General features: G+C 71.1%; 24 protein-coding genes and 1 riboswitch. Of the genes, 10 read left to right on the top strand and 14 right to left on the bottom strand.

Annotation, left to right across the window (positions count from 1 at the left end; all coding sequences use genetic code 11):
* The first annotated feature begins 61 nt into the window (after window positions 1–61).
* Window positions 62–652 carry a class I SAM-dependent methyltransferase gene (locus tag A4R43_RS40020; protein WP_113696839.1) on the top strand — a complete coding sequence of 197 codons (591 nt, stop codon included), beginning with the start codon at window positions 62–64 and terminating at the stop codon, window positions 650–652.
* Here A4R43_RS40020 and A4R43_RS40015 read toward each other — a convergent pair.
* The 6 genes from A4R43_RS40015 to A4R43_RS39990 are packed head-to-tail and all read right to left on the bottom strand — an operon-like array spanning window position 649 to window position 4,856.
* On the bottom strand, window positions 649–1,665 hold the full coding sequence (locus tag A4R43_RS40015) for a WXG100 family type VII secretion target (RefSeq protein WP_113696838.1): 1,017 nt from the start codon (window positions 1,663–1,665) through the stop codon (window positions 649–651). The two genes, A4R43_RS40020 and A4R43_RS40015, sit on opposite strands and share 4 nt — an antisense overlap.
* Window positions 1,665–1,979, bottom strand: a complete 315-nt coding sequence (locus A4R43_RS40010; protein WP_113696837.1) for a type VII secretion target — start codon at window positions 1,977–1,979, stop codon at window positions 1,665–1,667. Before A4R43_RS40010 ends, A4R43_RS40015 begins: the two co-directional genes overlap by 1 nt.
* The gene (locus tag A4R43_RS40005; RefSeq protein ID WP_236808560.1) at window positions 1,979–2,461 is read right to left on the bottom strand and encodes a YbaB/EbfC family nucleoid-associated protein; all 483 of its coding nucleotides are present in this window, start codon (window positions 2,459–2,461) and stop codon (window positions 1,979–1,981) included. Before A4R43_RS40005 ends, A4R43_RS40010 begins: the two co-directional genes overlap by 1 nt.
* Window positions 2,462–2,483: 22 nt before the next feature.
* Window positions 2,484–3,569 carry a DUF6346 domain-containing protein gene (locus A4R43_RS40000; protein WP_113696835.1) on the bottom strand — a complete coding sequence of 362 codons (1,086 nt, stop codon included), beginning with the start codon at window positions 3,567–3,569 and terminating at the stop codon, window positions 2,484–2,486.
* 14 nt (window positions 3,570–3,583) lie between these two features.
* Window positions 3,584–3,973, bottom strand: coding sequence for a VOC family protein (locus A4R43_RS39995; RefSeq protein WP_113696834.1), 390 nt, complete (start codon window positions 3,971–3,973; stop codon window positions 3,584–3,586).
* A gap of 22 nt (window positions 3,974–3,995) precedes the next feature.
* Window positions 3,996–4,856: an EamA family transporter gene (locus A4R43_RS39990; protein ID WP_113696833.1), complete on the bottom strand. Its 861-nt coding sequence runs from the start codon at window positions 4,854–4,856 to the stop codon at window positions 3,996–3,998.
* 159 nt (window positions 4,857–5,015) lie between these two features.
* Here A4R43_RS39990 and rpsT point away from each other — a divergent pair, with 159 nt between their 5' ends.
* Window positions 5,016–5,276, top strand: coding sequence for a 30S ribosomal protein S20 (rpsT, locus tag A4R43_RS39985; RefSeq protein ID WP_113696832.1), 261 nt, complete (start codon window positions 5,016–5,018; stop codon window positions 5,274–5,276).
* An 82-nt stretch (window positions 5,277–5,358) separates the two neighbouring features.
* Window positions 5,359–6,774 carry a Si-specific NAD(P)(+) transhydrogenase gene (sthA, locus tag A4R43_RS39980; protein WP_162788767.1) on the top strand — a complete coding sequence of 472 codons (1,416 nt, stop codon included), beginning with the start codon at window positions 5,359–5,361 and terminating at the stop codon, window positions 6,772–6,774.
* 65 nt (window positions 6,775–6,839) lie between these two features.
* Here sthA and holA read toward each other — a convergent pair whose 3' ends face one another.
* On the bottom strand, window positions 6,840–7,817 hold the full coding sequence (gene holA / locus A4R43_RS39975; protein ID WP_113698201.1) for a DNA polymerase III subunit delta: 978 nt from the start codon (window positions 7,815–7,817) through the stop codon (window positions 6,840–6,842).
* A 115-nt stretch (window positions 7,818–7,932) separates the two neighbouring features.
* Window positions 7,933–8,066, top strand: a riboswitch (SAM riboswitch).
* 11 nt (window positions 8,067–8,077) lie between these two features.
* On the opposite strand from holA, the gene thrC reads away from it, so the two are divergent.
* The 3 genes from thrC to A4R43_RS39960 all read left to right on the top strand — a co-directional run bounded on the left by thrC (window position 8,078) and on the right by A4R43_RS39960 (window position 13,124).
* Window positions 8,078–9,337: a threonine synthase gene (thrC, locus tag A4R43_RS39970; protein WP_113698200.1), complete on the top strand. Its 1,260-nt coding sequence runs from the start codon at window positions 8,078–8,080 to the stop codon at window positions 9,335–9,337.
* Between the two features lie 668 nt (window positions 9,338–10,005).
* Window positions 10,006–10,740, top strand: a complete 735-nt coding sequence (locus tag A4R43_RS44335; RefSeq protein ID WP_236808557.1) for a ComEA family DNA-binding protein — start codon at window positions 10,006–10,008, stop codon at window positions 10,738–10,740.
* Window positions 10,737–13,124, top strand: coding sequence for a ComEC/Rec2 family competence protein (locus A4R43_RS39960; RefSeq protein ID WP_113696830.1), 2,388 nt, complete (start codon window positions 10,737–10,739; stop codon window positions 13,122–13,124). The genes A4R43_RS44335 and A4R43_RS39960 overlap by 4 nt, the downstream gene beginning before the upstream one ends.
* A 335-nt stretch (window positions 13,125–13,459) precedes the next feature.
* Here the strand turns inward: A4R43_RS39960 and A4R43_RS39955 are convergent, their stop codons facing one another.
* Window positions 13,460–13,993, bottom strand: a complete 534-nt coding sequence (locus A4R43_RS39955; RefSeq protein WP_236808555.1) for a M15 family metallopeptidase domain-containing protein — start codon at window positions 13,991–13,993, stop codon at window positions 13,460–13,462.
* Between the two features lie 225 nt (window positions 13,994–14,218).
* Between A4R43_RS39955 and A4R43_RS39950 the strand changes: the two genes are divergently transcribed.
* Window positions 14,219–14,569, top strand: a complete 351-nt coding sequence (locus A4R43_RS39950) for an ArsR/SmtB family transcription factor (protein ID WP_113698198.1) — start codon at window positions 14,219–14,221, stop codon at window positions 14,567–14,569.
* The gene (locus A4R43_RS39945) at window positions 14,566–14,994 is read left to right on the top strand and encodes an SRPBCC family protein (protein ID WP_113696828.1); all 429 of its coding nucleotides are present in this window, start codon (window positions 14,566–14,568) and stop codon (window positions 14,992–14,994) included. The genes A4R43_RS39950 and A4R43_RS39945 overlap by 4 nt, the downstream gene beginning before the upstream one ends.
* Before the next feature lie 222 nt (window positions 14,995–15,216).
* Here A4R43_RS39945 and A4R43_RS39940 read toward each other — a convergent pair whose 3' ends face one another.
* The 6 genes from A4R43_RS39940 to nadD form a co-directional block, all read right to left on the bottom strand.
* Window positions 15,217–15,609, bottom strand: coding sequence for a DUF6221 family protein (locus A4R43_RS39940; RefSeq protein WP_113696827.1), 393 nt, complete (start codon window positions 15,607–15,609; stop codon window positions 15,217–15,219).
* Between the two features lie 177 nt (window positions 15,610–15,786).
* A complete protein-coding gene (locus A4R43_RS39935; protein WP_113698197.1) occupies window positions 15,787–16,629 on the bottom strand; it encodes a DegV family protein in 843 nt (280 codons plus the stop codon).
* Between the two features lie 10 nt (window positions 16,630–16,639).
* Window positions 16,640–17,377, bottom strand: coding sequence for a diglucosylglycerate octanoyltransferase (gene octT, locus A4R43_RS39930; RefSeq protein ID WP_113696826.1), 738 nt, complete (start codon window positions 17,375–17,377; stop codon window positions 16,640–16,642).
* Window positions 17,374–17,979, bottom strand: coding sequence for a histidine phosphatase family protein (locus tag A4R43_RS39925; RefSeq protein ID WP_113696825.1), 606 nt, complete (start codon window positions 17,977–17,979; stop codon window positions 17,374–17,376). The genes octT and A4R43_RS39925 overlap by 4 nt, the downstream gene beginning before the upstream one ends.
* Entirely contained in the window at window positions 17,976–18,377 is a 402-nt protein-coding gene (gene rsfS / locus A4R43_RS39920; protein ID WP_113696824.1) for a ribosome silencing factor, read from the bottom strand. Before rsfS ends, A4R43_RS39925 begins: the two co-directional genes overlap by 4 nt.
* 44 nt (window positions 18,378–18,421) lie before the next feature.
* Window positions 18,422–18,994 (bottom strand): nicotinate-nucleotide adenylyltransferase, encoded by a 573-nt coding sequence (gene nadD, locus A4R43_RS39915; RefSeq protein ID WP_236808554.1) that lies wholly within the window; start codon window positions 18,992–18,994, stop codon window positions 18,422–18,424.
* Window positions 18,995–19,259: 265 nt separating this feature from the next.
* On the opposite strand from nadD, the gene A4R43_RS39910 reads away from it, so the two are divergent.
* Window positions 19,260–21,389: a RecQ family ATP-dependent DNA helicase gene (locus A4R43_RS39910; RefSeq protein WP_236808552.1), complete on the top strand. Its 2,130-nt coding sequence runs from the start codon at window positions 19,260–19,262 to the stop codon at window positions 21,387–21,389.
* A 95-nt stretch (window positions 21,390–21,484) separates the two neighbouring features.
* A complete protein-coding gene (locus A4R43_RS39905; protein WP_113696821.1) occupies window positions 21,485–22,759 on the top strand; it encodes an MFS transporter in 1,275 nt (424 codons plus the stop codon).
* Window positions 22,760–22,767: the final 8 nt, after the last annotated feature.

Below are 22,767 nucleotides of genomic sequence, written 5' to 3'. Positions count from 1 at the left end.
AGTGCTCATCTCCGGGCGATCCCCGATGCGACCGGCTGCGCTCCGTGTTGACATCGAAGGTATGAGTGCATCCTTCGAACAAGTGCTGGACCGGGCGTTCGGCCATCCGCGCGGCGTGCTCGGGCGCGTCGGCGGCTGGGTGATGGCCGCCGGGAACGCGGCGACCGAACGCCACGTGGTGGACGTGGCACGGCTCACCGAAGCCGAAACCGTGCTGGTCGTGGGTCCTGGGCCGGGGGTCGGCGTGCTCGCCGCCGCCGAACGCGCGGGCCGGGTGATCGGCGTGGACCCGTCCGCCGAAATGCTGGAGCTGTGCGCCGAGCGCTGCGAAGGCGTGGGCAACGTGGAGCTGCACCTCGGCTCCGCCGCGGAGACCGGTCTCGACGACGCTTCGGCCGACGTGGTGATCTCGGTGAACAACGTGCAGCTGTGGCCGGACCGCGTGGCCGGGCTCGCCGAGCTGCGCCGGGTGCTCCGGCCCGGCGGCAAGCTCGTGCTGTCCGCGCACGAGAAGTGGCTTCCCGTGAGCAGGCACGAACTCGCCGCCGAAGTGACCGAAGCCGGTTTCACCGACCTCCAGACCTGGGTCTGGGACCCGCCGGGACCGCTCGCCGCACGCGCGGCGCAGCTGCGGGCGATCCGTGCGGACTAGGCGCCCTTCTCGACGTTCTTCTTGGCTTCCTCGTAGTTCTCGTCCGCGTTCGCGTCTTCCTTGGCGACCTCGTACAGGCCGACCCGGCCGAAGTTGCCGGGGCTGATGGTGTCGGCGAACCCGTCGCGGACCCGCTTGCCCATCAGGCCGTCGACGCTGTCGGCGGCGTGCTTGAGCCCGCCGGGCAGCTTGCTGGTGACCGCGTCCTTCCAGCCGTCCACCGCGCCTTCGACCTGGCGCAGCGCCTTGCCGTTGCGGCCGGCGGTCTTGCCGAGGGTCTTGGCCGTGTCGCCGAAGCGCTTGGCCAGCTTGCCCAGCGCCTGCACCGCGCCGCGGAGCTTGCTGAACTTGGTGAGGATGTTCGCCAGCTTCATCAGCAGCTTGGAGATCTTGCCCGCGATCTTGCCCGCGGTGGCCGCCCCGCGTGCCACGGCCCAGCCGGTGAAGGCGGCGATCGACCCGCCGAGCGTGCACCAGCTGGTGGCCAGCGCGGCCGCGGCGGCCAGCACGATCTCGGCCACCACCTCGGCGATGATGTCGCGGATGATGCCGCGCACGGTGGCGACCAGCTGCCCGGAGCCGCGCAGGCCCTCGGACACCGCGGCCGAAGCGGCGTCGAGCGACTTGATCTGCTCGACGATCTGCTGGCCGGTCTCGCGGTACTGGACCGAGGCCTGGCCTTCCCAGCCGGCGGTCTCGGTCTCGATCGCCTTCGCGTAGTCGTCGGCGATCTGGCCGACCTCCTTGCGGATCTGCTCACCCCAGACCGCGGCGATCTCGTTGATCTTGCCGGGGTCACCCGCGAGGTCGTCGAGCGGTTCCTTGAGGAAGTCCAGGTGCTCGATCAGCCAGCCGATCCCGGCGCTGAGCAGGCCGCCCAGCGGGTTGGCGATCAGGCCGAGCGTGTCGAGGCCGAGCGCCAGCCCGTCCATCGCCCAGTCTTCCGGATTGTTGAAATCGTTCGCCGCCTGGTAGACGGTGTCGACGATCCCCGCGCCGTCGGTGGCCCCCATCAGTCCTCCTTGAACAGTTCGAGCAGCTCCTGGACTTCCTTCTCGAAGCGCTCGTAGGCGCCACCGGCCTCCTTGATGCCTTCGCTGAAGTCGGTGAGGCCCTCACCCAGCTCGTTCAGCGCGGCGGCGGTCTCGGCGATCTGCTCGCGCACGTCACCGCTGAAGGCCTGGCCGATGATCCCGTAGGTCTCGATGCCGAGATCGACGCCGCCGCCCTTCGTCCCGGCCTGGTTGAGCCGTTCGCCCAGCTTGAGCACGGTGCCCGCGTGGGTGACCAGCTCGTCCGGCTTCGCCTTGAACCCGCCGTCGGGCATCAGAGCCTCCTCATGATCGAGCCGCCGAAGTCTTCGTCGTCGTCACCGCTGTCACCGCTGTCGGAGCGTCGCGGCGGCTGCTGTGGCGGCTGCTCCTGGTCGGCCGGGGCGGCGGGGTCCTCGGCGATCGCCGTGTTCACCTGGTCACGCAGGAACTCCATCGCGTCGGACTCGCCGACCAGCGGCTGGAGCGCGGCCTGCGTCTGCGCGGCGGCGTCGGCGTGCGCGGCCTGGATGGTCTGCTGGATGGCGGCGGCCAGCCGCTGGTGCCCGAGCTGCACCGAAGCGGGGCTGAGGGTGAGGCTCTCGAGTCTGCCGCCGGGGGCCAGGACCACGGTCACCGCGCCGTCGGAACTGCTCGCCCGCGCACGCATGTTCTTGATCTGTTCCTGGGTTTCCTGCGCCCTGCGCTGGATGTCCCCGACGCGCCGGGTGTAGTCGGCGAGCCACTGCTCGCCCCCGGCCATACCCTCAGTTGCCACACGTAGTCCTTCCATTCAGCGGCTACGACGGCGCGGCACCGCCCGCGGTTCCACCCGATCCGGATCGCCGTTCGTGCTCGGCGAGCAGGCGCGCGATCCGCTGGGGCGTGGTCTCCGCCGTCGCCAGCCAGAGCGCACCCAGGCCGGCGAGCAGCACGGCGTCGCGTGCCGAAGCCAGCCAGACCGTCAGCGGCGCGTCGGCCGAGCCGGTCACGATGACGCGGATGGTGCCCCACAGCGCCAGCGCCAGCAAGAGCAACCCGATGACCGATCCGGCCGCACCCCGCTTCCGCCGTTCGGCCGCAACGAGCTTCTTCCGCTGGTCACGCGCCAGAAATTCGGGCCCGTACCGGAGCACCCGCGCGGCGTCGGCTCGCACGGACGAGTAGATCGCCCAGACCAGCACGGCGAGGATGAGCCCGATGATCACCACGCCGGTGGCCGGCGGGTCCACCAGCAGCGCCCACTCGATCTGCGGCCACGGTGAGGTGAAGGTGCCCTCGCCCCGTGGCGCGTCGTAACGCGGGATGGTGGCCAGCACGGTGTAGGCCACGGCGACCACGAGCCAGGCCACGAGCAGCTGGAGCCGCGGGATCCGGACCGCCTTGAGCTCGGCCCGCGTGACCGGCCACTCCTTGGTCTCCGTCCGCGTCTCCGGCCGGAACACCCGGTACACCGCGACCCCGGCACCCAGCGCGAGCACCACCACCAGGAAGCCGAGCCCGATCACCGCCGGGAGCCGGACGGCCGAGTACTTCGCGGTGTCGTTGCGGCCGAGCGTCGTGTCGGCGCGACCGGATTCGGAGGTGTCGAGATAGACCGGCACGTCCCGCTCGCCGGGCTCGAGCTGTCCGGCCGGGAACTCGGCGTGCTCGGTTTCGCCGTCCGACCAGCGCACCTCGGCCTGGCAGGTGTAGCTGGTGCCGAAGCCGCGCGGCCCGATCGGACCGTGCTCGGTGCACGTGGTCGCGGTGGCCACGCCGAGCCGGTCGGCCTCCGGGCCACCGCCGTAGGTCACCCTCGCGACCGTGCTCCAGGCCAGCAGGCCGAGGACGAGCGCGAGGCACCAGGCGAGCGCCTTGAGCAGTCGGCGCGTGGGGTTCGTCACGCGCCGAAGGTAACTCAGTCCTTCGAGTGGTCCCGGACGTCGGTGCGCAGCGGATGCCCCGGCGGCACCTCGACCAGCACGATCCGCGTGCCGTCGGGATCGGCGATCCAGGCCTCGTCCAGGCCCCACGGTTCACGGCGGGCCTCGCGCACCGGCTCGACGCCCTTGGCCGCCAGCTCGGCCAGCGTCGCGGGCAGGTCGCGGACCTGCAGCCAGAAGGCGATGTCCGGGGTCGGCCCGGTCTCGCCGCGGCCGACCAGTTCGAGGAAGCCGCCGCCGAGGAAGAAGATGGTGCCGACCGGGATCTCCCGGTAGATCGCCAGGCCCAGGGTGTCCCGGTAGAAGGCGGTGGACACCTCGAGGTCCTTCGGCATCAGCAGGACGCGGCTGCTCAGAACTTCCATGCCTTCCTCCCTACCGGCGCCTTCACGCCACCGCAATGGCAGTGATGCCGGCCAGCACGACACAAGAACCGAGCACGCGGCGTGCCGGGTCGGCTTCACCGAGTACCAGCCAGCCCGCCAAGCCGCCGAGCACGATGCTCAGCTCACGCGCCGGGGCGACCAGGCTCACCGGCGCCAGCCGCATGGCGAACAGCACCAGCAGGTAGGCCACCGGTGAGAACACGCCGACCAGCAGCACCTCGCGGCGGTGCTTGCGCCACAGCTCGCCGGTCGCGGTGCCCCGCAGGGCGTACGGCGCGAGCAGCGCGCTCTGCAGCACCGCGCCGAGGCTGAAGTAGACCAGCGGCGGCACCGCGAGATCGGTCACCGAATGCGCGTCCCACAGCGTGTACCCGGCGATCGCGGCCCCGGTGAGCAGGCCGTAGAAGATCCCGGCACGCCGCTGCCGCGGGTCGCCGCCCGCGCCTCCGCTGCCGATCACCAGCACCCCGGCGACCACCAGCAGCGCACCCAGCAGGCCGAGCCAGCCCGGCCGCTCGCCCAGCACCAGCACCGCGGCCAGCACCGACAGCAGCGGTCCGCTGCCCCTGGCCAGCGGGTAGACCACGGACAGGTCACCGGCCGCGTACCCGCGCTGCAGCACGATCCCGTACGCCACGTGCAGCACCGCCGTCCCGGCCGCGGCCAGCAGCCAGGTCCACTGTGGACGTTCCGGGGCGAACAGCAGCGAGATCGCCGCCACCGGCGCGAACACCACGGCGGTCACCGTGTAGTAGAGGAAGACGAACCGGGCACCGCCGTCGGACACCCGCTTCGCGGCGAGGTTCCACCCGGCGTGCACGACGGCCGCACCGAGTACGAGGAGCAGGGCCGTCACGTTCACCAGCGCTCAACCTACGCCCGTGCGCGGGCGCTCCGAGCACCGGTGTTAGGCTTTTCACTCGTTGTCGCGTGGCATTCCGTCATGGAGGAAACCCGCTGGTGCGGGGCCACCCACAGACGCGGCGGCGAAACCGAACCGAGGAAACCAGGGAGCGCCCGTATGGCCAACATCAAGTCGCAGATGAAGCGCATCAAGACCAACGAGAAGGCGCGTCAGCGCAACCAGGCGATCCGGTCCTCGGTGAAGACCGCGATCCGCAAGTTCCGCGAGGCCGCCGACGCCGGTGACAAGGCCAAGGCCGTCGAGGCCCAGCGCGAGGCCGCTCGCAAGCTGGACAAGGCCGCCACCAAGGGCGTGCTGCACGCCAACCAGGCCGCGAACAAGAAGTCGGCGATGGCCAAGCGCGTCAACGCGCTCTGACCCACCCCCTTCCGAAGGAGCCCCCGGTGCGAACCGGGGGCTTTTTCGTGTGTGCGGCGGCTCGATAGGGCAGGCTGGGCGCGTGAGCGCCTATGACTACGACCTGATCGTGATCGGCTCGGGCCCCGGCGGGCAGAAGGCCGCCATCGCCGCGGCCAAGCTCGGCAAGCGCGTGGCGGTGGTCGACCGCCACGACATGGTCGGCGGGGTGTGCGTCAACACCGGCACCATTCCGTCGAAAACGCTGCGTGAGGCCGTGCACTACCTGACCGGGATGAGCCAGCGTGAGCTGTACGGGGCCAGCTACCGGGTCAAGCAGGACATCACCATCGCCGACCTGATGGCCCGCACGCAGCACGTGATCGGGCGCGAGGTCGAGGTGGTGCGCGCGCAGCTGATGCGCAACGGGGTGCACCTGGTCAGCGGCCTCGGCCGGTTCACCGACCCGCACACCGTCGCGGTCGAAGGCGGTCCGCGTGGCGAGCGGACCTCACTGACCGGTGAGTACGTGGTGATCGCCACCGGCACCCGGCCGGCGCGCCCGCCGGAGGTCGACTTCGACGAGGCCCGCGTGCTGGACTCCGACGAGATCCTGAGCCTGGACCGCATCCCGTCTTCGCTGGTCGTGGTGGGTGCCGGGGTGATCGGCATCGAGTACGCCTCGATGTTCGCCGCGCTGGGCTGCCGGGTGACCGTGGTCGAGCAGCGGGAGCGGATGCTGGAGTTCTGCGACCCGGAGATCGTCGAATCGCTGAAGTTCCATCTCCGGGACCTGGCGGTGACCTTCCGGTTCGGCGAGAAGGTGGTCGACGTGGCGGTCGGCGAGCACGCCACGGTGACGTCGCTGGCCAGCGGGAAGCGCATCCCGGCCGAGGCGGTGATGTACTCGGCCGGTCGCCAGGGCATGACCGACGCGCTCGGCCTGGAGCACGCGGGCCTGACCGCCGACAAGCGCGGCCGCCTCGCCGTCGACGACCACTACCGCACCGAGGTCCCGCACATCTACGCCGTCGGTGACGTGATCGGCTTCCCCGCGCTCGCCGCGACTTCGATGGACCAGGGCAGGCTGGCCGCGTACCACGCCTTCGGCGAACCGGCGAACGAGCTGGCCGCGCTGCAGCCGATCGGCATCTACACCATTCCGGAGATCTCCTACTGCGGCGCGACCGAGGCCGAGCTGACGTCTTCTTCGATCCCGTACGAGATCGGTACCGCCCGGTACCGCGAACTGGCCCGAGGCCAAATCGCCGGCGACTCGTATGGCATGCTCAAGCTGCTGGTGTCCACAGAGGACCGGAAACTGCTGGGCGTGCACGTCTTCGGCACCGGGGCCACCGACCTGGTCCACATCGGACAAGCCGTAATGGGCTGCGGCGGCACGGTCGACTACCTGGTGGACACCGTGTTCAACTACCCGACGCTGTCGGAGGCGTACAAGGTCGCCGCACTGGACGCCACCAACAAGATCCGCGCACTGGCCCGCTTCACCACAACCTGACACCGGAAACTCGCGGCCCCCCGCGAGTCCCCGCTTCCCCAGCCGGAGCCCCGCTCCCCCCAGCTTCAGCGCCGCTCCTTCGCCGCCGCGACCGCCAGCACCGCGCGCTCCAGCGCGTAGTCCGGATCGGCCGCCGCCCCCTTCACGTCCGCGTTCAGCTTCGCCACGATCCGCATCGCGTCCGCCAGCCCGTCCGGGCCCCAGCCGCGCACCTGCCCCTGCGCCTTCCGGATCTTCCACGGCGGCATCCCCAGCTCGCCCGCCATCGAGTTCGGGTTGCCGCGCCCCGCCCCGGCGACCCGCGCGATCGTCCGCACCGCGTCCGCCAGCGCGTCCGCCACCAGCACGTGCGGCACCCCGATCTGCATCGCCCAGCGCACCGACTCCAGCGCCGCCGCGCGATCCCCCGAGACCGCTTTCTCCGCCACCGCGAACCCGGTCACGTCCGCCCGCCCGCGGTGGTAGCGCCGCACGGCCTGCTCGTCGACCTTCCCACCGGAGTCCGCCACCAGCTGGGTCGCCGCCGACGACAGCTCGCGCAGATCCGAGCCGACCGAGTCGATCAGCGCCATCACCCCGGCCGCGTCGATCTTGCCGCCCGCCTGCCGGACCTCGTTGCGCACGAAGGCTTCCCGCTCCGCCGGCTTGGTGATCTTCGGGCACTCGACCACCGTCGCCCCGGCTTTGCGCAACGCCGCGGGCAGCGCCTTGCCCGCCTTCGTCCGGCCGCCGCCGGTGTGCACGAGCACCAGCACCACCCCGTCGGCCGGATCCTTGGCATAGGCCAGGATCGCGTCGCCGATCTCCTGCGACGCGTCCTGCGCGCCGTCGATCGCGATCACTCGGCCCTCGCTGAACAGCGACGGGCTGACCAGCTCGGCGAGCGCTGGAGCTGTGAGTTCGGACACTTTGAGCCGGGTCAGGTCCGCCGCTGGGTCCGCGCTGCGGGCGGCCTCGAGAGCGGCTCGAATCGCCCGCTCGATGAGCAGTTCTTCCTCGCCGAGCACGAGGTGGAGGGCGGCTGCTTCGGTCACGGGCCCGATCCTGCCACGGCGGTACGACACTAGCCCGGCACGGTGAGGCGGTCGCGTCGGCGCGGCGTGATGCCGTACGGTGTTGGCGAGGCGCCGCGCCGAGCGCGGGCCGACAACCGAACAACGCTCATCCAGAGGGGCAGAGGGATACGGCCCGAAGAAGCCCCGGCAACCGGCGTCAGCCTGTCATCTCGATTCCGCGAGGTAGCTGGCGATCACGGTGCCAATTCCGGCCCACACCCGTGGGGCAGATGAGGAAGGACCTCGCGATGACTGCCACCCTCCGCACGACCAAGCGCACCCTGGACCTCGGCCCGGCCGTCGAGCTGGTGTCGAAGGAAGAGGGGCACCGCCAGCCGCTGGCGCCCGAGTTCGTTTCCGCCGAGGACTTCTCCCCGCTCGAGGTCGCCTACGACTTCGGCCGCGTGCGCCGCGAGGACATCGAGAAGGGCCCGCGCAACATCTGGCGCTACAAGAGCCTGCTGCCGGTGCCGTCGAACGTCGAGGAGATCCCGAACACCGAGCCCGGCTGTACCCGGCTGGTGCGTGCGGACAGGCTCGCGAAAGCCTTGGGGCTCAAGCGAGTCTGGGTCAAGGACGACACCGGCAACCCCACCCACTCGTTCAAGGACCGCGTGGTCGCGGTGGCGCTGGCAGCGGCCCGCGAGTTCGGCTTCGAGGTGCTCGCCTGCCCGTCCACCGGCAACCTGGCCAACGCCGTCGCCGCGGCCGCGGCGCGGGCGGGCTGGGAGTCCGTGGTGCTGATCCCGAAGACGCTGGAGCGAGCCAAGATCCTGACCACCGCGGTCTACGACGGCGCGCTGATCGCGGTCGACGGCAACTACGACGATGTCAACCGCCTGGCCACGCAACTGGCCGCGGAGAACGAGAACTGGGCGTTCGTCAACGTCAACGTGCGGCCGTACTACTCCGAGGGCTCGAAGACGCTGGCCTTCGAGGTCGCCGAGCAGCTGGGCTGGCGGCGGCCGCAGCAGATCGTGGTGCCGATCGCTTCGGGCTCGCAGCTGACCAAGGTGGACAAGGGTTTCCGCGAGCTGGGTGAGCTGGGGCTGGTCGAGCAGTCGCCGTACAAGATCTTCGGCGCGCAGGCGACGGGGTGCTCCCCGGTGTCGGCCGCCTTCCGCGCCGGGCACGACGTGGTGCAGCCGGTCAAGCCGGACACCATCGCGCGCTCGCTGGCCATCGGTAACCCGGCGGACGGCCCGTACGTGCTGGACGTGGTCAACCGCACCGGCGGCGCGATCGAGGACGTCAGCGACGAAGAGGTGGTCGAGGGCATCCGGCTCCTGGCGCGCACCGAGGGCATCTTCACCGAGACCGCCGGCGGCGTGACCGTGGCAACCGCGAAAAAGCTCGTCGAGGCCGGAAAACTCAACCCCGACGAGGAAACCGTCCTCCTGATCACCGGCGACGGCCTCAAGACGCTGGACGCCGTGGAAGGCAAGATCGGCCCGCGCGCCACCGTCCCCGCTTCCGCGGATGCCGTGCGCGAGGCTCTCGCCAAGTAACACCCTTTCTTTCCCCAGAACACGAATGTGGCTTTCGGAGCGTTCACCACGCCCCGAAAGCCACATTCGTGTCCGGCATGCCGTTCGTGTACGCCGGTCTTCGGCAACATTCGCCTCTGTTGCCAGCATCCGTCTCAGTCGTCAGCGCTCGCTTCCCTAACCAGCATTCCCCCTTCACCACATTCGCCCCCTCGCTAGCGCTGGCCCCTCTCGTCAACGCTGGCCCCTCTCTCTCCAGCATTCGGCTCCCGCCAGCATCAGCGGCCCTCGCCGCCACCATTCACCTCCCCGCCAGCGCTCGCCTCCCTCACCAGCATCACCCCTCACCAGCGCCCGCCCCTCCCTTCAGCATCCGCCTCACCCGCCAGCATTCGGCTCCCTCGCTAGCATTCGCCTCACCCGCCAGCATTCGCGCTCTCGCCAGCGCTCGCCCCCGTCTCCAGCATCCGCGTCCCCAGCACCATTCGCTCCCTCACCAGCATTCCCTCTCGCCAGCCTCCGCCTCTGTCATCAACATCCGCCCCTGCCATCAGCATTTGCCTCTCCCTCAGCATTTACCTCTGCCGCCTGCCTCCAGCGCCCACCGACTTATCCACACCCCCCAACTTGTCCACAGCCCCCACTCAACCCCCTGTCCTCCCCACCCCAACCCCCATAACGTCGAAGCCGTGTTCGAACGTCTTCAACTCTTCAATCCCGGAGCGCCCCCGCCCTCCGAGGAGCCCAAACCGGACCTCGCCGAGCTGGCGGCCCGGGTGGAACGCGACCGCACGCGCCGGCTGATCACCCGCTGGCTGCCCAAAGCCCGCGGCAGCCCGGCCAAAGGGCGCGCCGCGATCGTGTTCGCCATCGCCGGCGTGCTCGCGATCGCGCTCACCGCCGTCCTGCTGCTGGGCGGCGGGCCGGAGCCGGAACGCGCCCCGGCGCTGCCACTGGCCCGCGCCGCACCCGCTTCCAGCGCGCCGCCGAGCGCCAGCGCCGAGCTGGTCGTGAGCGTGATCGGCGACGTCACCAAACCCGGTCTGGTCACGCTGCCCGCCGGCGCGCGCGTCGCCGATGCGTTGCGCGCAGCCGGAGGCGCCTTGCCCGGCACCGATCTCGCCACCGTGAACCTGGCTCGCCGTCTCAGCGACGGGGAGCAACTCGATGTGGGGGCGCCACCACAGGCCCAAGGTCCGGCGCCGACTTCCCCCGGCGCCGGACCCGCGGTCAAGGTCGACCTCAACACCGCGAGCCTGGCCCAGCTCGACGATCTACCCGGCATCGGCGAGGTCACCGCGCAGCGCATTCTCGACTGGCGCAACGAACACGGCCGCTTCACCGCGGTCGAGCAACTCCGTGAAGTGGAAGGGATCGGCGAAACCCGGTTCACGCGCCTGCGTGATCAGGTGACCGTGCAATGACCCCGGCCGCCGGTTCGGCGGTGATCCCCGAGCCCGCCAGGCATGATCTGCGGTTGGTACCGGCCGCGCTCGCGGTCTGGCTCGGCACTCTCGGCGGCCTGTTGCTCGGCTGGTGGGTGACGCTCGCGGTCGGCGCGGGCGTGGCGGGGGTGGCTGCCGGTGGACTGCTGGCCGTCCACCGGCGACCGACGGGAAGTGGACGAACGGGCGCGCTTCTGTTGGCACTACTGGGTTTCGGCGCGTTGCTCGCGGTGGTGGTGACGCCGCGGCTGCAAGCCGCACAGCAGGATCCGCTTCGCCCGGCAGCGGATCGAGGTGAGCAAGCGGTGCTCCGGGTGACGGTCACCGAACGACCCCGGCCGATCCGTTCGGCGGGCTACGCGGGAAGGGCAGGTGGTACGAGTGCCGTGGTGATCCCGTCCGAGGTCATCGAGGCGACGGTCGATCAACGGACGGTGTTCTCGGACGGGCGCGTGGTGCTGCTCGCCACCGCGGAGAGTTGGTCGGATCTGTTGCCAGGGCAGCAGGTGACCGCCTCGGGCTCCCTGGCCCCGGGGCGACCGGCCGAGCTGACCGTGGCAGCTCTCCAGGTACGAGGGCCACCGCAGGAAGTCGCTGACGCGCCATGGTGGCAGCGGGCAGCTGCCTCGATGCGCGCCGGGCTCCGGGCGGCGGCGGGCGTGCTCGACGAGGAACCAGCCGGACTGGTACCGGGGCTGGCGGTCGGTGACACCGCCGGAATGTCCCGGCGGGTCGAGGACGAGTTCCGTGCTGCGGGCCTGTCGCACCTGACGGCGGTCAGCGGCACCAACGTGACGATCGTCTGCGGTGCGGTGCTGCTGTTGTTCCGGCTGCTGCGGCTCGGGCCGGTGGTGTCGGCGGCTGGCGCGGGCCTGGCCCTCGCGGGCTACCTGATCATCACCGGGCCGGAACCGAGCGTGCTGCGAGCGGGCGTGATGGGCGCCGTCGGACTGCTCGCGCTGGCGCTGGGTCGCCGGGGCACCGCGCTCCCGGCACTGGCGGCGGCTGTGGCGGGACTGGTGGTGTACGACCCGGCGATGGCGGCCAGCTTCGGTTTCGCGCTGTCCGTGGTGGCGACGGCGGGACTGGTGCTGCTGGCACCGCGCTGGGCCGCGGCACTCACCCGGCGAGGGGTGCCGTCCGGTCCGGCGGAGTGGCTGGCGGTGCCGTTGGCGGCGTTCACCGTGACCGTGCCGATCGTCGCGGGCATGGCGGGTGAGCTGAGCCTGGTGGCGGTGGCCGCGAACCTGCTGGCCGCACCGGTGGTCGCGCCGGCAACCATTCTCGGCGTGCTGGCGACGGTGCTCGGCACGGTGTGGCCGGGCGGCGCCGAGTTCCTGGTGCGGCTGGCCGGGCCGGAGGCCAGCTGGCTGATCCTGGTGGCCAGGGAGGCGTCGGCGGTGCCGGGCGCGGTGCTGGACTGGCCGCCGGGCTGGTGGGGCGGCTTGCTGGCGGCGCTGGTGGTCGTGGTCCTGGTGGTGGCCTGCCGGTTCGGCCGGGTGCGGCTGGCGATCGCGGTCGTGCTGGCGCTCGTCCTGCTGGTGACGGTGCCCGCGCGGATGATCGCGCCGCCGTGGCCTCCGCCGGGCTGGGCGGTGGTGGCGTGCGACGTGGGCCAGGGCGACGCCCTCGTGCTGGCCACCGCCGAACCCGGGCGGGCCGTCGTGGTGGACACCGGGCCGGAGCCGGGGCCGGTGGATCGCTGCCTCGATCGGCTGGACGTGGACAGGGTGCCGTTGCTGGTGCTCAGCCACCTGCATGCGGATCACGTCGGCGGGCTGGCGTCGGTGTTCGAGGGCAGAACGGTCGGCGCGGTGGCGGTGGGCGCGGGCCGGGCACCGCGATGGGCCTGGGACAAGGTCGTCGAGGTGGCCGGTGCGAACGGCGTGCCGGTGGTGGAGTTGCCGGTCGGGCAGCGGCTCGACTGGCCGGGGCTGGGCCTCGACGTACTGGGGCCGCGCTACGTCAGCACACGCGCCACGGCGGAGAAGGACGGCACGTTGATCAACAACAGTTCGCTGGTGCTCAGGGGCCACACCAGCGCGGGACGAATCCTGCTCACCGGCGACGTCGAACTGGCCGCGCAAGCCGATCTACTGGCCACCAAGGAGGACCTGCACGCCGAAATACTCAAGGTGCCGCACCACGGCTCACGCTATTCGCTGCCCGCCTTCCTGACCGCGGTCGCCCCACGCGTCGCGATGATCAGCGTCGGCGCCGGTAACTCGTACGGACACCCGAATCAATCCACAATGGACACCTTGACCACCGGAGGCGCCCTGCTGACCCGAACCGACACCGATGGCGACACCGCCGTCCTCCCCGACGACGGCACCCCAGCCATCCTCCGCCGAGGCCGCTGACCCGCCCAGCACCATCCGCCTACAGCAGTCACAGCATCGCGCCCTGACAAGCCACAGCCGACTGACACCTCCTTGCGACACATTCCGCGTCGGGCGGGCGCGGCCGAGTGCGCGCAGAGTTGCCCCAGATCAGCGACGAAAGAGCAGCCTCCGGCAGCCCCTGCACACAACCGCCACGCCAGTCCCGGCCAAGGCACCTACTCGGCCCCGCACCCAACCGCCACAACGGTCCGCGACAGTGGCACCCGTCAGACTGCGCGCAGCCGCTGCGGTGGTCCGAGGCGAGGCAGCCGTCAGCCCGTGCGCGGATCGGTCGTAATGGTGCATGCCGTCGGTCAGGCGCTGTCGAGGGCGGGTCGCGGTAGCACTGCGGTCTTGCCAAGCGATGCGCCGGGATAGCGCAGCCGCACCGGTGGGCCATCGGGGCGGTGTTCGAAGTGCCACCATTCGTTGTCGTACACCCGGTACAGGTCGTACGCGGCGCCGTGGCGTTCCAGCCAGCGCGCTCCCTCGGCGGGCCGCACGTCCAGCGCCGTGCCCACGACGTGCCGTGACTCCTCGGCCGGGAGCACTCGCGGGCGCGCGTCCGTCGTCGCGAGCTCGATTCGGCGGAGTTCTTCCGCGTACAAACACCGTTGCTCCGCTGGGTTCCGGTAGCCGGAGGTGAGCCCGATCAGCGTGCCGTCGTGCCAAAAAGCCTGTGTGCGGGCGGCCGTGAACGCTCGCCGGGTCGCCAGGGTGAGGCCAGCGAGATTCTCGGCAGGAAAACGCGCGGCCAGCGCCCACTGGCATGCCACGTGCCGGGCCCGCCGCGGCGCGAGCACAAAAGCCAACGGCAGCAGCGCGACCGCCAGCAACCGGGCGGCCACCCGGTACCCGTGATCACGCAGTCGCTCACCACACCACTCACCACGATGGGCCGACATGACACCCCCAGTCCGGTCACGCACCCCGCTGCGCCAACCCCAGTTTTGAGCGGTCGCTCAAAATTTGAGTCTAGACCGCTTTTGAGCGATCGCTCAAGTGTTGCCTTCACCGGCAAGCATGTAGGGAGAAGTTGACATGTAGGCCAGAGGCTACATATGCTCCTGGGCATGTCCGACGAAGTGTTTCTCGCGTTGGCCAGCCCGGCCCGGCGCCGCCTGCTGGAGTTGCTGGCCGGTGGCCCGCGCACGGCGGGCGACCTGGCGGCCCAGTTCGACATGAGCAGGCCGTCGGTGGCCGAGCACCTGCGCATCCTCCGCAACGCGTCGCTCGTGCGCGACGAACCGGTGGGACGGCAACGCTTCTACCACCTGGAGGCAGCCCCGCTGGCGCAGGTCGGCGACTGGCTGCACCCGTTCGAGCGGTTCTGGCGCGAACGCCTCCGCAGCATGGCGGACCTCGTCGAAAACGAACTCCCCGACCAAGACCGAGACCAAAACCAAGAGGACAACTCGCGATGACCTACACCCGGACCGGGACCATCACCGTCGACCAGTTCATGAACGCGCCGCCCGCGAAGGTGTGGCGCGCGCTCACCGACCCCGAGCTGCACGCGAAGTGGTGGGCGCCCGGCGACATCAGCGACCAGGTCGGCCACGAATTCCACCTGCAGATGCCGGGTTTCGGCGACATCCCGTGCAAGATCGTCGAATCCGAGCCGCCCGCCAAGCTGGTCTACACCTTCAACGGGGACTGGACGCTGACCTGGCGGCTCGTCGAAGAGGGCCACGGCACCCGGCTGCTGCTCGAGCACTCCGGCTTCGACCTCGACGACAAGCGCCAGCGCGACGCCTGCGAACGCATGGGCCCGGGCTGGCGCGACGAAGTGCTGCCCCGGCTGGCGAAGCTCACCACCGAGGGCACGGAAACCGCAGCGACCGGCTGACCGCCGCCACATCGCTGGCACCGCAGAGCTGGCCATCGCCTCACCGGTCCGCGGAGTGGCCAACGACAGCACTGGCCACCGCGGAGTTGATCACCACAGCGATCGGCTGGCCGCCGTGGACGCGGCCGGCCGGCAACCGCCGGGCGGGCCGCGTCCAGGGCAGAGCCACCGGGCGGAACAAGAGCCTTCTCGTACCTAGTTCGCCCGTTCGGCGGCCACTTGTCAAGGGCGCCATTCGCGGCGGTACTCGGGGTGGTCCGCGTACGGCAGCGCGAGCAGGCGCAGCGTCCGGCACCAAGTCGTGCCCGGTTCGCCGCCGGGGACGTGGCAGATCTCGCACCAATAGTCCCCGCCGTAGAGGGGGAACCCGGCCACGCGGTCGGTCACCGTGGTCTCGTGGGCCTCGATGATCAACCGCGTCGCCTCCACCTCGCGGATCATCCGGTTGATCGATTCGAGTTCGACGGAACCGAGGCCGCGGATGCGCATCTCGGTCTGCGTGGCCAGGTCGGCGTGGTCGAGCTGATCACCCGCCTTGCCCTTCTGCACCGTCCGCATGATCAGGCTCTGGCGCTCGTTCACCCTCGCGGTCAGGAACGCCACCAGGTCGGTCAAGGGGGATCGTCCTTTCTCCGGTAGCCGAAACCCCGCGCGATCCCCTGACCCAGGCCCCGAGCGGGCCCACCGCGCATGCTTGCTCGTCGGAAGTATCTCACCGAGCGTTACGAATCGGACATAACAAGCCGGTCACTACCGACCCGGAGATCACCGAGCGTGAACAGTGCGCGACGCTCAGGGGCGCTGGACGACCACCCCGAGCACGCCCGGGCCGGTGTGGGCGCCGATCACCGCGCCGAGTTCGGACACCAGGCACCCCGACGACCGCGGCAACTGGTCCTCCAGGCGGTTGGCCAGTTCGACCGCGCGTTCCGGCGAAGCCAGGTGGTGCACGGCGAGTTCCACCGGGTCGTCACCGGCCGCACGCACGGCGAGATCGACCATGCGCGCCATCGCGCGGTTCATCGTGCGCACCTTCTCCAGCGGCAGGATGCGGCCTTCGGCCATGTGCAGCACCGGTTTCACGGCCAGCGCGGTACCGAGCAGCGCGGCCGCCGAGCCGATGCGGCCGCCGCGGCGGAGATGCTCGAGGGTCTCCACCACAAAAAGCGTCTCCGACCGCCGGGCCGTCTCGACCGCCGCCTTCTCCACCTCGGCGGGCGAGGCACCAGCCGCCGCGGCGGAAGACGCGTGCAGCGCGGCGAAGCCGAGCCCCATCGCGGTGGTCCGCGAATCGACGATGCGCACCTTGTCCGGGCCGACCTCCTGCGCCGCCAGCACCGCCGCCTCCCAGGTGCCCGACAGCTCACGGGAAAGGTGCACCGAAACCACCGCCTCGGCGCCGTCGGCCAGCGCGGCGCGGAACTGCCGGGCGAACTCGGCTGGCGTCGGCCTGGAGGTGGTGACGATGCGGCGCTGGCCGAGCGCTTCGGCGAGCGCGGCCGGGCCGACGTCGGTGCCGTCGAGCGCGGACACCCCGTCGATGAGCACGTGCAGCGGCACCACCCGGATCGCATGCCGGTCGGCGAAGCCCTCCGGCAGGTGGGCGGTGGAATCCGTGACTACGGCTACCGGCACGGCCACCAGCCTACGGTGCCTCGCGTGGTTCTTCGGTGAACAACAAGGGCGCGACGAGTTTTGCCATTTCGGCGCCCACCGCGGCGTGTCCCGCCCAGCCCCAGTGCATGCCGTCGGGATTGCCGTGGCCGCCGAGCACGTGCGGCCCGACCACGGCGGAGAGGTCCAGCATGGGGACTTCGCGCCGACGCGCCCACTCGGCCATCGCGGCCGCGGCACCGGCGCGGGCGGTGTGCACCCCGCCGTAGGACGCGGCACGGTGCACCGACGGCAGCACGCCGACGATTGGCAGCGACGGGCGCAGCGTGCGCAACGCCTCCACCGAAAGATCCAGGTACCGCACGGTCAACGCGGCGGGCAGCACGGTCGGGCGCCCGCGCAGCGCCACCGCCAGCCGCGGCTGCGCGGCCTGGTAGGCGCGCCGGGCGACACGGCGCAGGCCGTCCGGGCGGAGGTACCGCAGGCCGGTGCGCAGGTACGTGGGCAGCGGCGACGGCAGGGTGTCCATGCTGCCGATCGCGAGGATCACCGCGTCGACGTGGTGCAGGTCGGCCCAGACACGCGGGTCGCCGGTCAGCGACCACCACAGGTCACGCGCGTTCCAGCCGACCCCGGCCACCAGGTCGGCGGTGCCGCCGAGCGCGTCGGCGGCGACGTTGGGCCAGAGCCGGGGTTCGTCGGCCGCGTATTCGTGATCGGGGCCGTGGAAGCTCAGCGAATCCCCGAAGACCAGCAGCCGCGGCTTCACCCGGTGATGCCGGCGTTGTACGCGATCAGCCGCCACATGTCGTTGCGGCGCCCCAGCTCCACCCAGTGGCAGTTCGAGATGCCGCCGAGCGTCGGCCACGCCTCGACCGGCAGCCCGAGCAGCCGGGCGGTCAGCGCGGTGATCAGGCCGCCGTGCGCGGCGAGCAGCACGGTGTGCCCGGCGTCGGCGGCCATCAGGTCGGCGACCACCTCGTACGCGCGGTCGGCCACGTCCACCCGCGACTCGCCGCCGGGCGGCGCCCAGGTGGCATCGGTGCGCCAGAGGTCCCGCTCACCGGGGTACTTGGCGTCCACTTCGGCGCCGGTGAGCCCCTGCCACTCGCCGAGGTGCGTCTCGCGCAGGCGCTTGTCGATGCGCAGCGGCACGCCGATCGCCTCGGTGAGCACGGTGGCGGTGTCGGTGGCGCGGTGGAGGTCGGAGGCGATCACCAGCTCCGGCGAGAAGCGGGCGAGCGCGGGCGCGGCGAACCGCGCCTGGTTCCAGCCGACCTGGGTCAGCGCGGAGTCGAGGTGGCCCTGCATGCGGCCGGCGGCGTTGTAGTCGGTTTCACCGTGCCGCCACAGCACCAGCCGCTGGGTCACGGGCGCTCCCCGGCCGGCTCCTCCTCGGCGTCGGCCACGGGCAGGCCGTCGACCTCGATGCGGGGGCAGTCCTTCCACAGCCGTTCGAGCCCGTAGAACGAGCGCTCCTCGTCGTGCTGGACGTGCACCACGACGTCGACGAAGTCGAGCAGCACCCAGCGGCCTTCCCGCGCGCCTTCGCGGCGGACCGGCTTGTGCCCGGCTTCGCGGAGCTTCTCCTCCACGTTGTCGACGATGGCGCCGACCTGGCGTTCGTTGGGGGCCGAGGCGATCACGAAGGCGTCGGTGATGACGAGCTGGTCGGAGACGTCCAGCACGACCACGTTCGACGCCTTCTTGTCCGCCGCCGCGTGTGCGGCGGTGACGGCCAGTTCGCGGGCTTCGGACGTGGCGGTCAACAGGGCTCCTTCGGGTAAACGGATGCGCCCGATGAGGGTACCCGCTAGGGCTTGGCCTGCCGGTACAGCCCGCGTTTGTCGATGTAGCGGACCACCCCGTCGGGCACCAGGTACCAGACCGGCTCGCCCTGCTCGACCCGTTCGCGGCAGCCGGTGGACGAGATCGCCATCGCGGTCACCTCGACCAGGCTGACCTTGCCGCTGGGCAGGTGGTGGTCGTTGAGGTGGTAGCCGGGCCGGGTCACGCCGATGAAGTGGGCCAGGTCGAACAGCTCGTCGGCGTTGCGCCAGGTGAGGATCTGCTCGAGCGCGTCGGCGCCGGTGATGAAGTGGAGCTCGGTGTCCGGGTACTCGGCACGCAGGTCGCGCAGGGTGTCCACGGTGTAGGTCTGGCCGCCGCGGTCGATGTCCACCCGGCTGACCGAGAACACCGGGTTGGACGCGGTGGCGATCACCGTCATCAGGTAGCGGTCCTCGGCGCGGGTGACCACCCGGTCGGACTTCTGCCACGGCTGGCCCGTCGGCACGAAGATGACCTCGTCGAGGCCGAAGCGCGACTGCACCTCGCTGGCCGCGACGAGGTGTCCGTGGTGGACGGGGTCGAACGTCCCGCCCATGACCCCGATTCGACGCCGGTCTGGCATGAACAGGCAGCGTACGTGCCCCGGAGAGAGGGCGCGGTGCGCGGGGTGTCCGCACCGGAGAGCCCGCGCACCGCGCTCCGGCGGCCTGGGGGAACCGCCGGGTACCGGCTTCTCCGGGGGAACGGAGGCGGTACACCCAGAACAGAGCCGGGCACCGGGGCGGAATGACGGGCGAGTGACCTGCATCACAGGCGCACCGGTCGCGGGGCTGTCGGTGCCATGGGGTAGAGGTGGTGGCGTGCACCCCACCGAAAGCACCGACGTCACGACCCTGCGGCACCGTTCCGACGAGCTGCTTCGCGCGCTCGCGGGCGAGGGTGCCGTCCTGCGTGAGGACCAGTGGACCGCGATCGAGGCGCTGGTCGCCCACCGGCGGCGTGCGCTGGTGGTGCAGCGCACCGGCTGGGGCAAGTCGGCGGTGTACTTCCTGGCCACCGCGCTGCTGCGGGAGCAGGGCGCGGGGCCGACGGTGATCGTCTCGCCGCTGCTGGCGCTGATGCGCAACCAGATCGCCGCCGCCGCGCGGGCCGGGATCCACGCGGCCACCATGAACTCGGCCAACCAGCAGGACTGGGACGAGGTGCAGGCCGACATCACCGCCGGTCGCACCGACGTGCTGCTGGTCAGCCCCGAACGGCTGAACAACCCGGACTTCCGCGACAACGTGCTGCCGAAGCTGACCGCCACCGCCGGGCTGCTGGTGGTCGACGAGGCGCACTGCATCTCCGACTGGGGCCACGACTTCCGCCCCGACTACCGCCGCCTGCGCACGCTGCTCGGCGAGCTGCCCGACGGCGTGCCGGTGCTGGCCACCACCGCGACGGCCAACGACCGGGTGGTCACCGACGTGGCCGACCAGCTCGGCGTCGGCTCCAGCGGTTCCGGGGACGCGCTGGTGCTGCGCGGTCCGCTCGACCGCGAGAGCCTGCACCTGTCGGTGGTCCGGCTGCCCACCGCCGAGGCCCGGCTGGCCTGGCTGGCCGAACGGCTCGGCGAGCTGCCCGGCTCCGGCATCATCTACACGCTCACCGTCGCCGGTGCCTACGACGTGGCGCGGCTGCTCGGCGAGCACGGTTACCCGGTCGCCGCCTACACCGGCAAGACCGAGCCCGCCGAGCGCCAGGCCGCCGAGGACGACCTGCTAGCCAACCGGGTCAAGGCGCTGGTCGCCACCTCCGCGCTGGGCATGGGCTTCGACAAGCCGGACCTCGGTTTTGTGGTGCACGTCGGCGCGCCGTCCTCGCCGATCGCCTACTACCAGCAGGTCGGCCGCGCCGGGCGCGGTGTGCGCCGTGCCGAGGTGGTGCTGCTGCCCGGGCACGAGGACGTGGAGATCTGGCGGTACTTCGGTTCGCTGGCCTTCCCCGGCAAGCGCGTGGTCGACCAGCTGCTGGACGCGCTGGCCGCCGCCGACCGTCCACTGTCGACGGCGGCGCTCGAGCCGAAGGTGGAGCTTTCGCGCACCCGCTTGGAAATGGTGCTCAAGGTGCTCGATGTGGACGGTGCGGTGCGCCGGGTCCGCGGTGGCTGGGAGAGCACCGGGCAGCCGTGGGAGTACGACGCGCAGCGCTACCAGCGGGTCAGCGAGGCCCGCAACGCCGAGCAGCAGGCGATGCTCGACTACCAGAACACCTCCGGCTGCCGGATGGAGTTCCTGCTCTCGCAGCTGGACGATCCGCATGCCGCGCCCTGCGGCCGGTGCGACAACTGCACCGGCAAGCACCTCTCGGCCGAGGTGTCCGAGTCCGTTGTGGACAAGACGGCGCAGGACCTGCGGCGGCCGGGCGTCGAGCTGGCGTCGCGGCGGCAGTGGCCGACCGGCATGGCCGGGCTGGGCATCAAGGCGTCCGGCAAGATCGCCGCGGGTGAGCAGACCGAGCCGGGCCGTGCGCTCGGCAGGCTGACCGACATCGGCTGGGGCAATCGCTTGCGCGAGCTGGTCGGCGACTCGGCGGCCGACGGCGAGGTGCCCGAAGCGGTGTTCCAGGCCTGCGTGCAGGTGCTCGCCGCCTGGGACTGGGCCGAGCGGCCGGTCGCGGTGGTGTCACTGCCGTCGAGCACCCGCCCGACGCTGGTGCGCGACTTCGCGCAGCGCATCGCACGCATCGGCAGGCTGGACTACCTGGGTGAACTCGCCGCCGACGGCGAACGGCCGCGCCGGGCGAACAGCGCGCAGCGCGTGGCCGACCTGTGGCACCGGCTGTCGCTGCCGCCGGAACTGGCCGAGGCGGTCGCCGGGCTGTCCGGTCCGGTGCTGCTGATCGACGACGTGGCCGACACCGGCTGGACGATGGCCATCGCCGCCCGGCTGCTGCGCCAGGCGGGCGCGCCCGCCGTGCTGCCCTTCGCGCTGGCCAGCACTTCCTAGCCGAGACACGACCAAGGGGTGGAACGGGGATCTTCCCACTCACCCATCCGTGTGGCAGGGTCCTGGCTCAACCGGACCGAGCACGGAGGTCAGCCATGGTCGAGTCGAGTCCCGAGGTACAGCACCGGCTTCCGGTCAGGAAACTGTTCGCGGCCAGCGTGGGCAACGCGCTCGAATGGTTCGACTGGACCATCTACGCCACCTTCAGCATCTACTTCGCCGCCGCCTTCTTCCCGGGCGAACTGTCCCAGGTGAACACTTTCGCCACCTACGCGCTGGCGTTCTTCTTCCGCCCGCTCGGCGGCTACCTGCTGGGCCGGTTCGCCGACCTCCGCGGCCGCAAGCCCGCGATGATCCTGACCATCGTGCTGATGGCCGGCGGCTCGGTGATGATCGGCGTGCTGCCCACCTACGAGCAGGTCGGCTGGCTGGCGCCGCTCCTGCTGTTGCTGGCCAGGGTGGCGCAGGGCCTCTCGCTCGGCGGTGAGGTGTCGAACGCCTCGGCCTACCTCGGCGAGATCGCCCCGGCCCCGCGCCGCGGCCGGTACTCCTCCTTCTTCTACATCTCCACCGGCACCGCGGTTCTGCTCGCCTCCGTGCTCGGTTACCTGCTCGCCGAAACACTGTCCAAGGAGGACCTGAACTCCTGGGGCTGGCGCATCCCGTTCCTGCTCGGCGGTGTGCTCGGCCTGATCGGGTTGTGGCTGCGGCGCAGCCTCGCCGAGACCGAGCAGTTCGAGGAGAACAAGTCCACCGCGCGCCGGGTGGAGCGGCCGCTGCTGACCACGCTGCGCGAGCACCCGAAGTCGGTCGGCAGGCTGATCGGCTTCACCATGCTGTCCACGCTCTGCTACTACACCTTCTTCAGCGCGCTGACCCCGTTCGCGGTGAAGACCCGCAAGGCCGACGACACCGAGGTGTTCCTGGCGCTGTCGATCGCCACCGCCCTGTTCGTCGCGCTGCAGTACCCGATGGGCGCGCTGGCCGACCGCTACGGGCGCAAGCCGCAGCTGCTGGTGTGGTCGGCGGCCACCGCGATCCTGATCATCCCGCTGTCCTCGCTGGTACGGCCCGGGTTCGGCAACCTGCTGGTGGTGTTCTGCGTCGGACTCGGCCTGTACACCGCGATGACGTCGATCGCGCCCGCCATCATGTCGGAACTGTTCCCGACCGAGCTGCGCGCGCTGGGCATCGGCGCCTGGTACAACCTGACCGTCGCGGTCTTCGGTGGTACCGCGCCGCTGCTGATCAGCTGGCTGTCCACGATGGGCCAGCCGAACCTGTTCTTCATCTACGTGGCCGTCGGCGCCGCGGTCGCCTTCCTGGTGATCCTGCGGCTGCCCGAAACCAAGGGCAGCGAACTGCGTTAGTCCGTGTT

Origin of the sequence: Amycolatopsis albispora (genome assembly GCF_003312875.1) — a bacterium.
GTDB lineage: Bacteria > Actinomycetota > Actinomycetes > Mycobacteriales > Pseudonocardiaceae > Amycolatopsis > Amycolatopsis albispora.
This window is presented reverse-complemented; position numbering and strand designations above follow the sequence as displayed.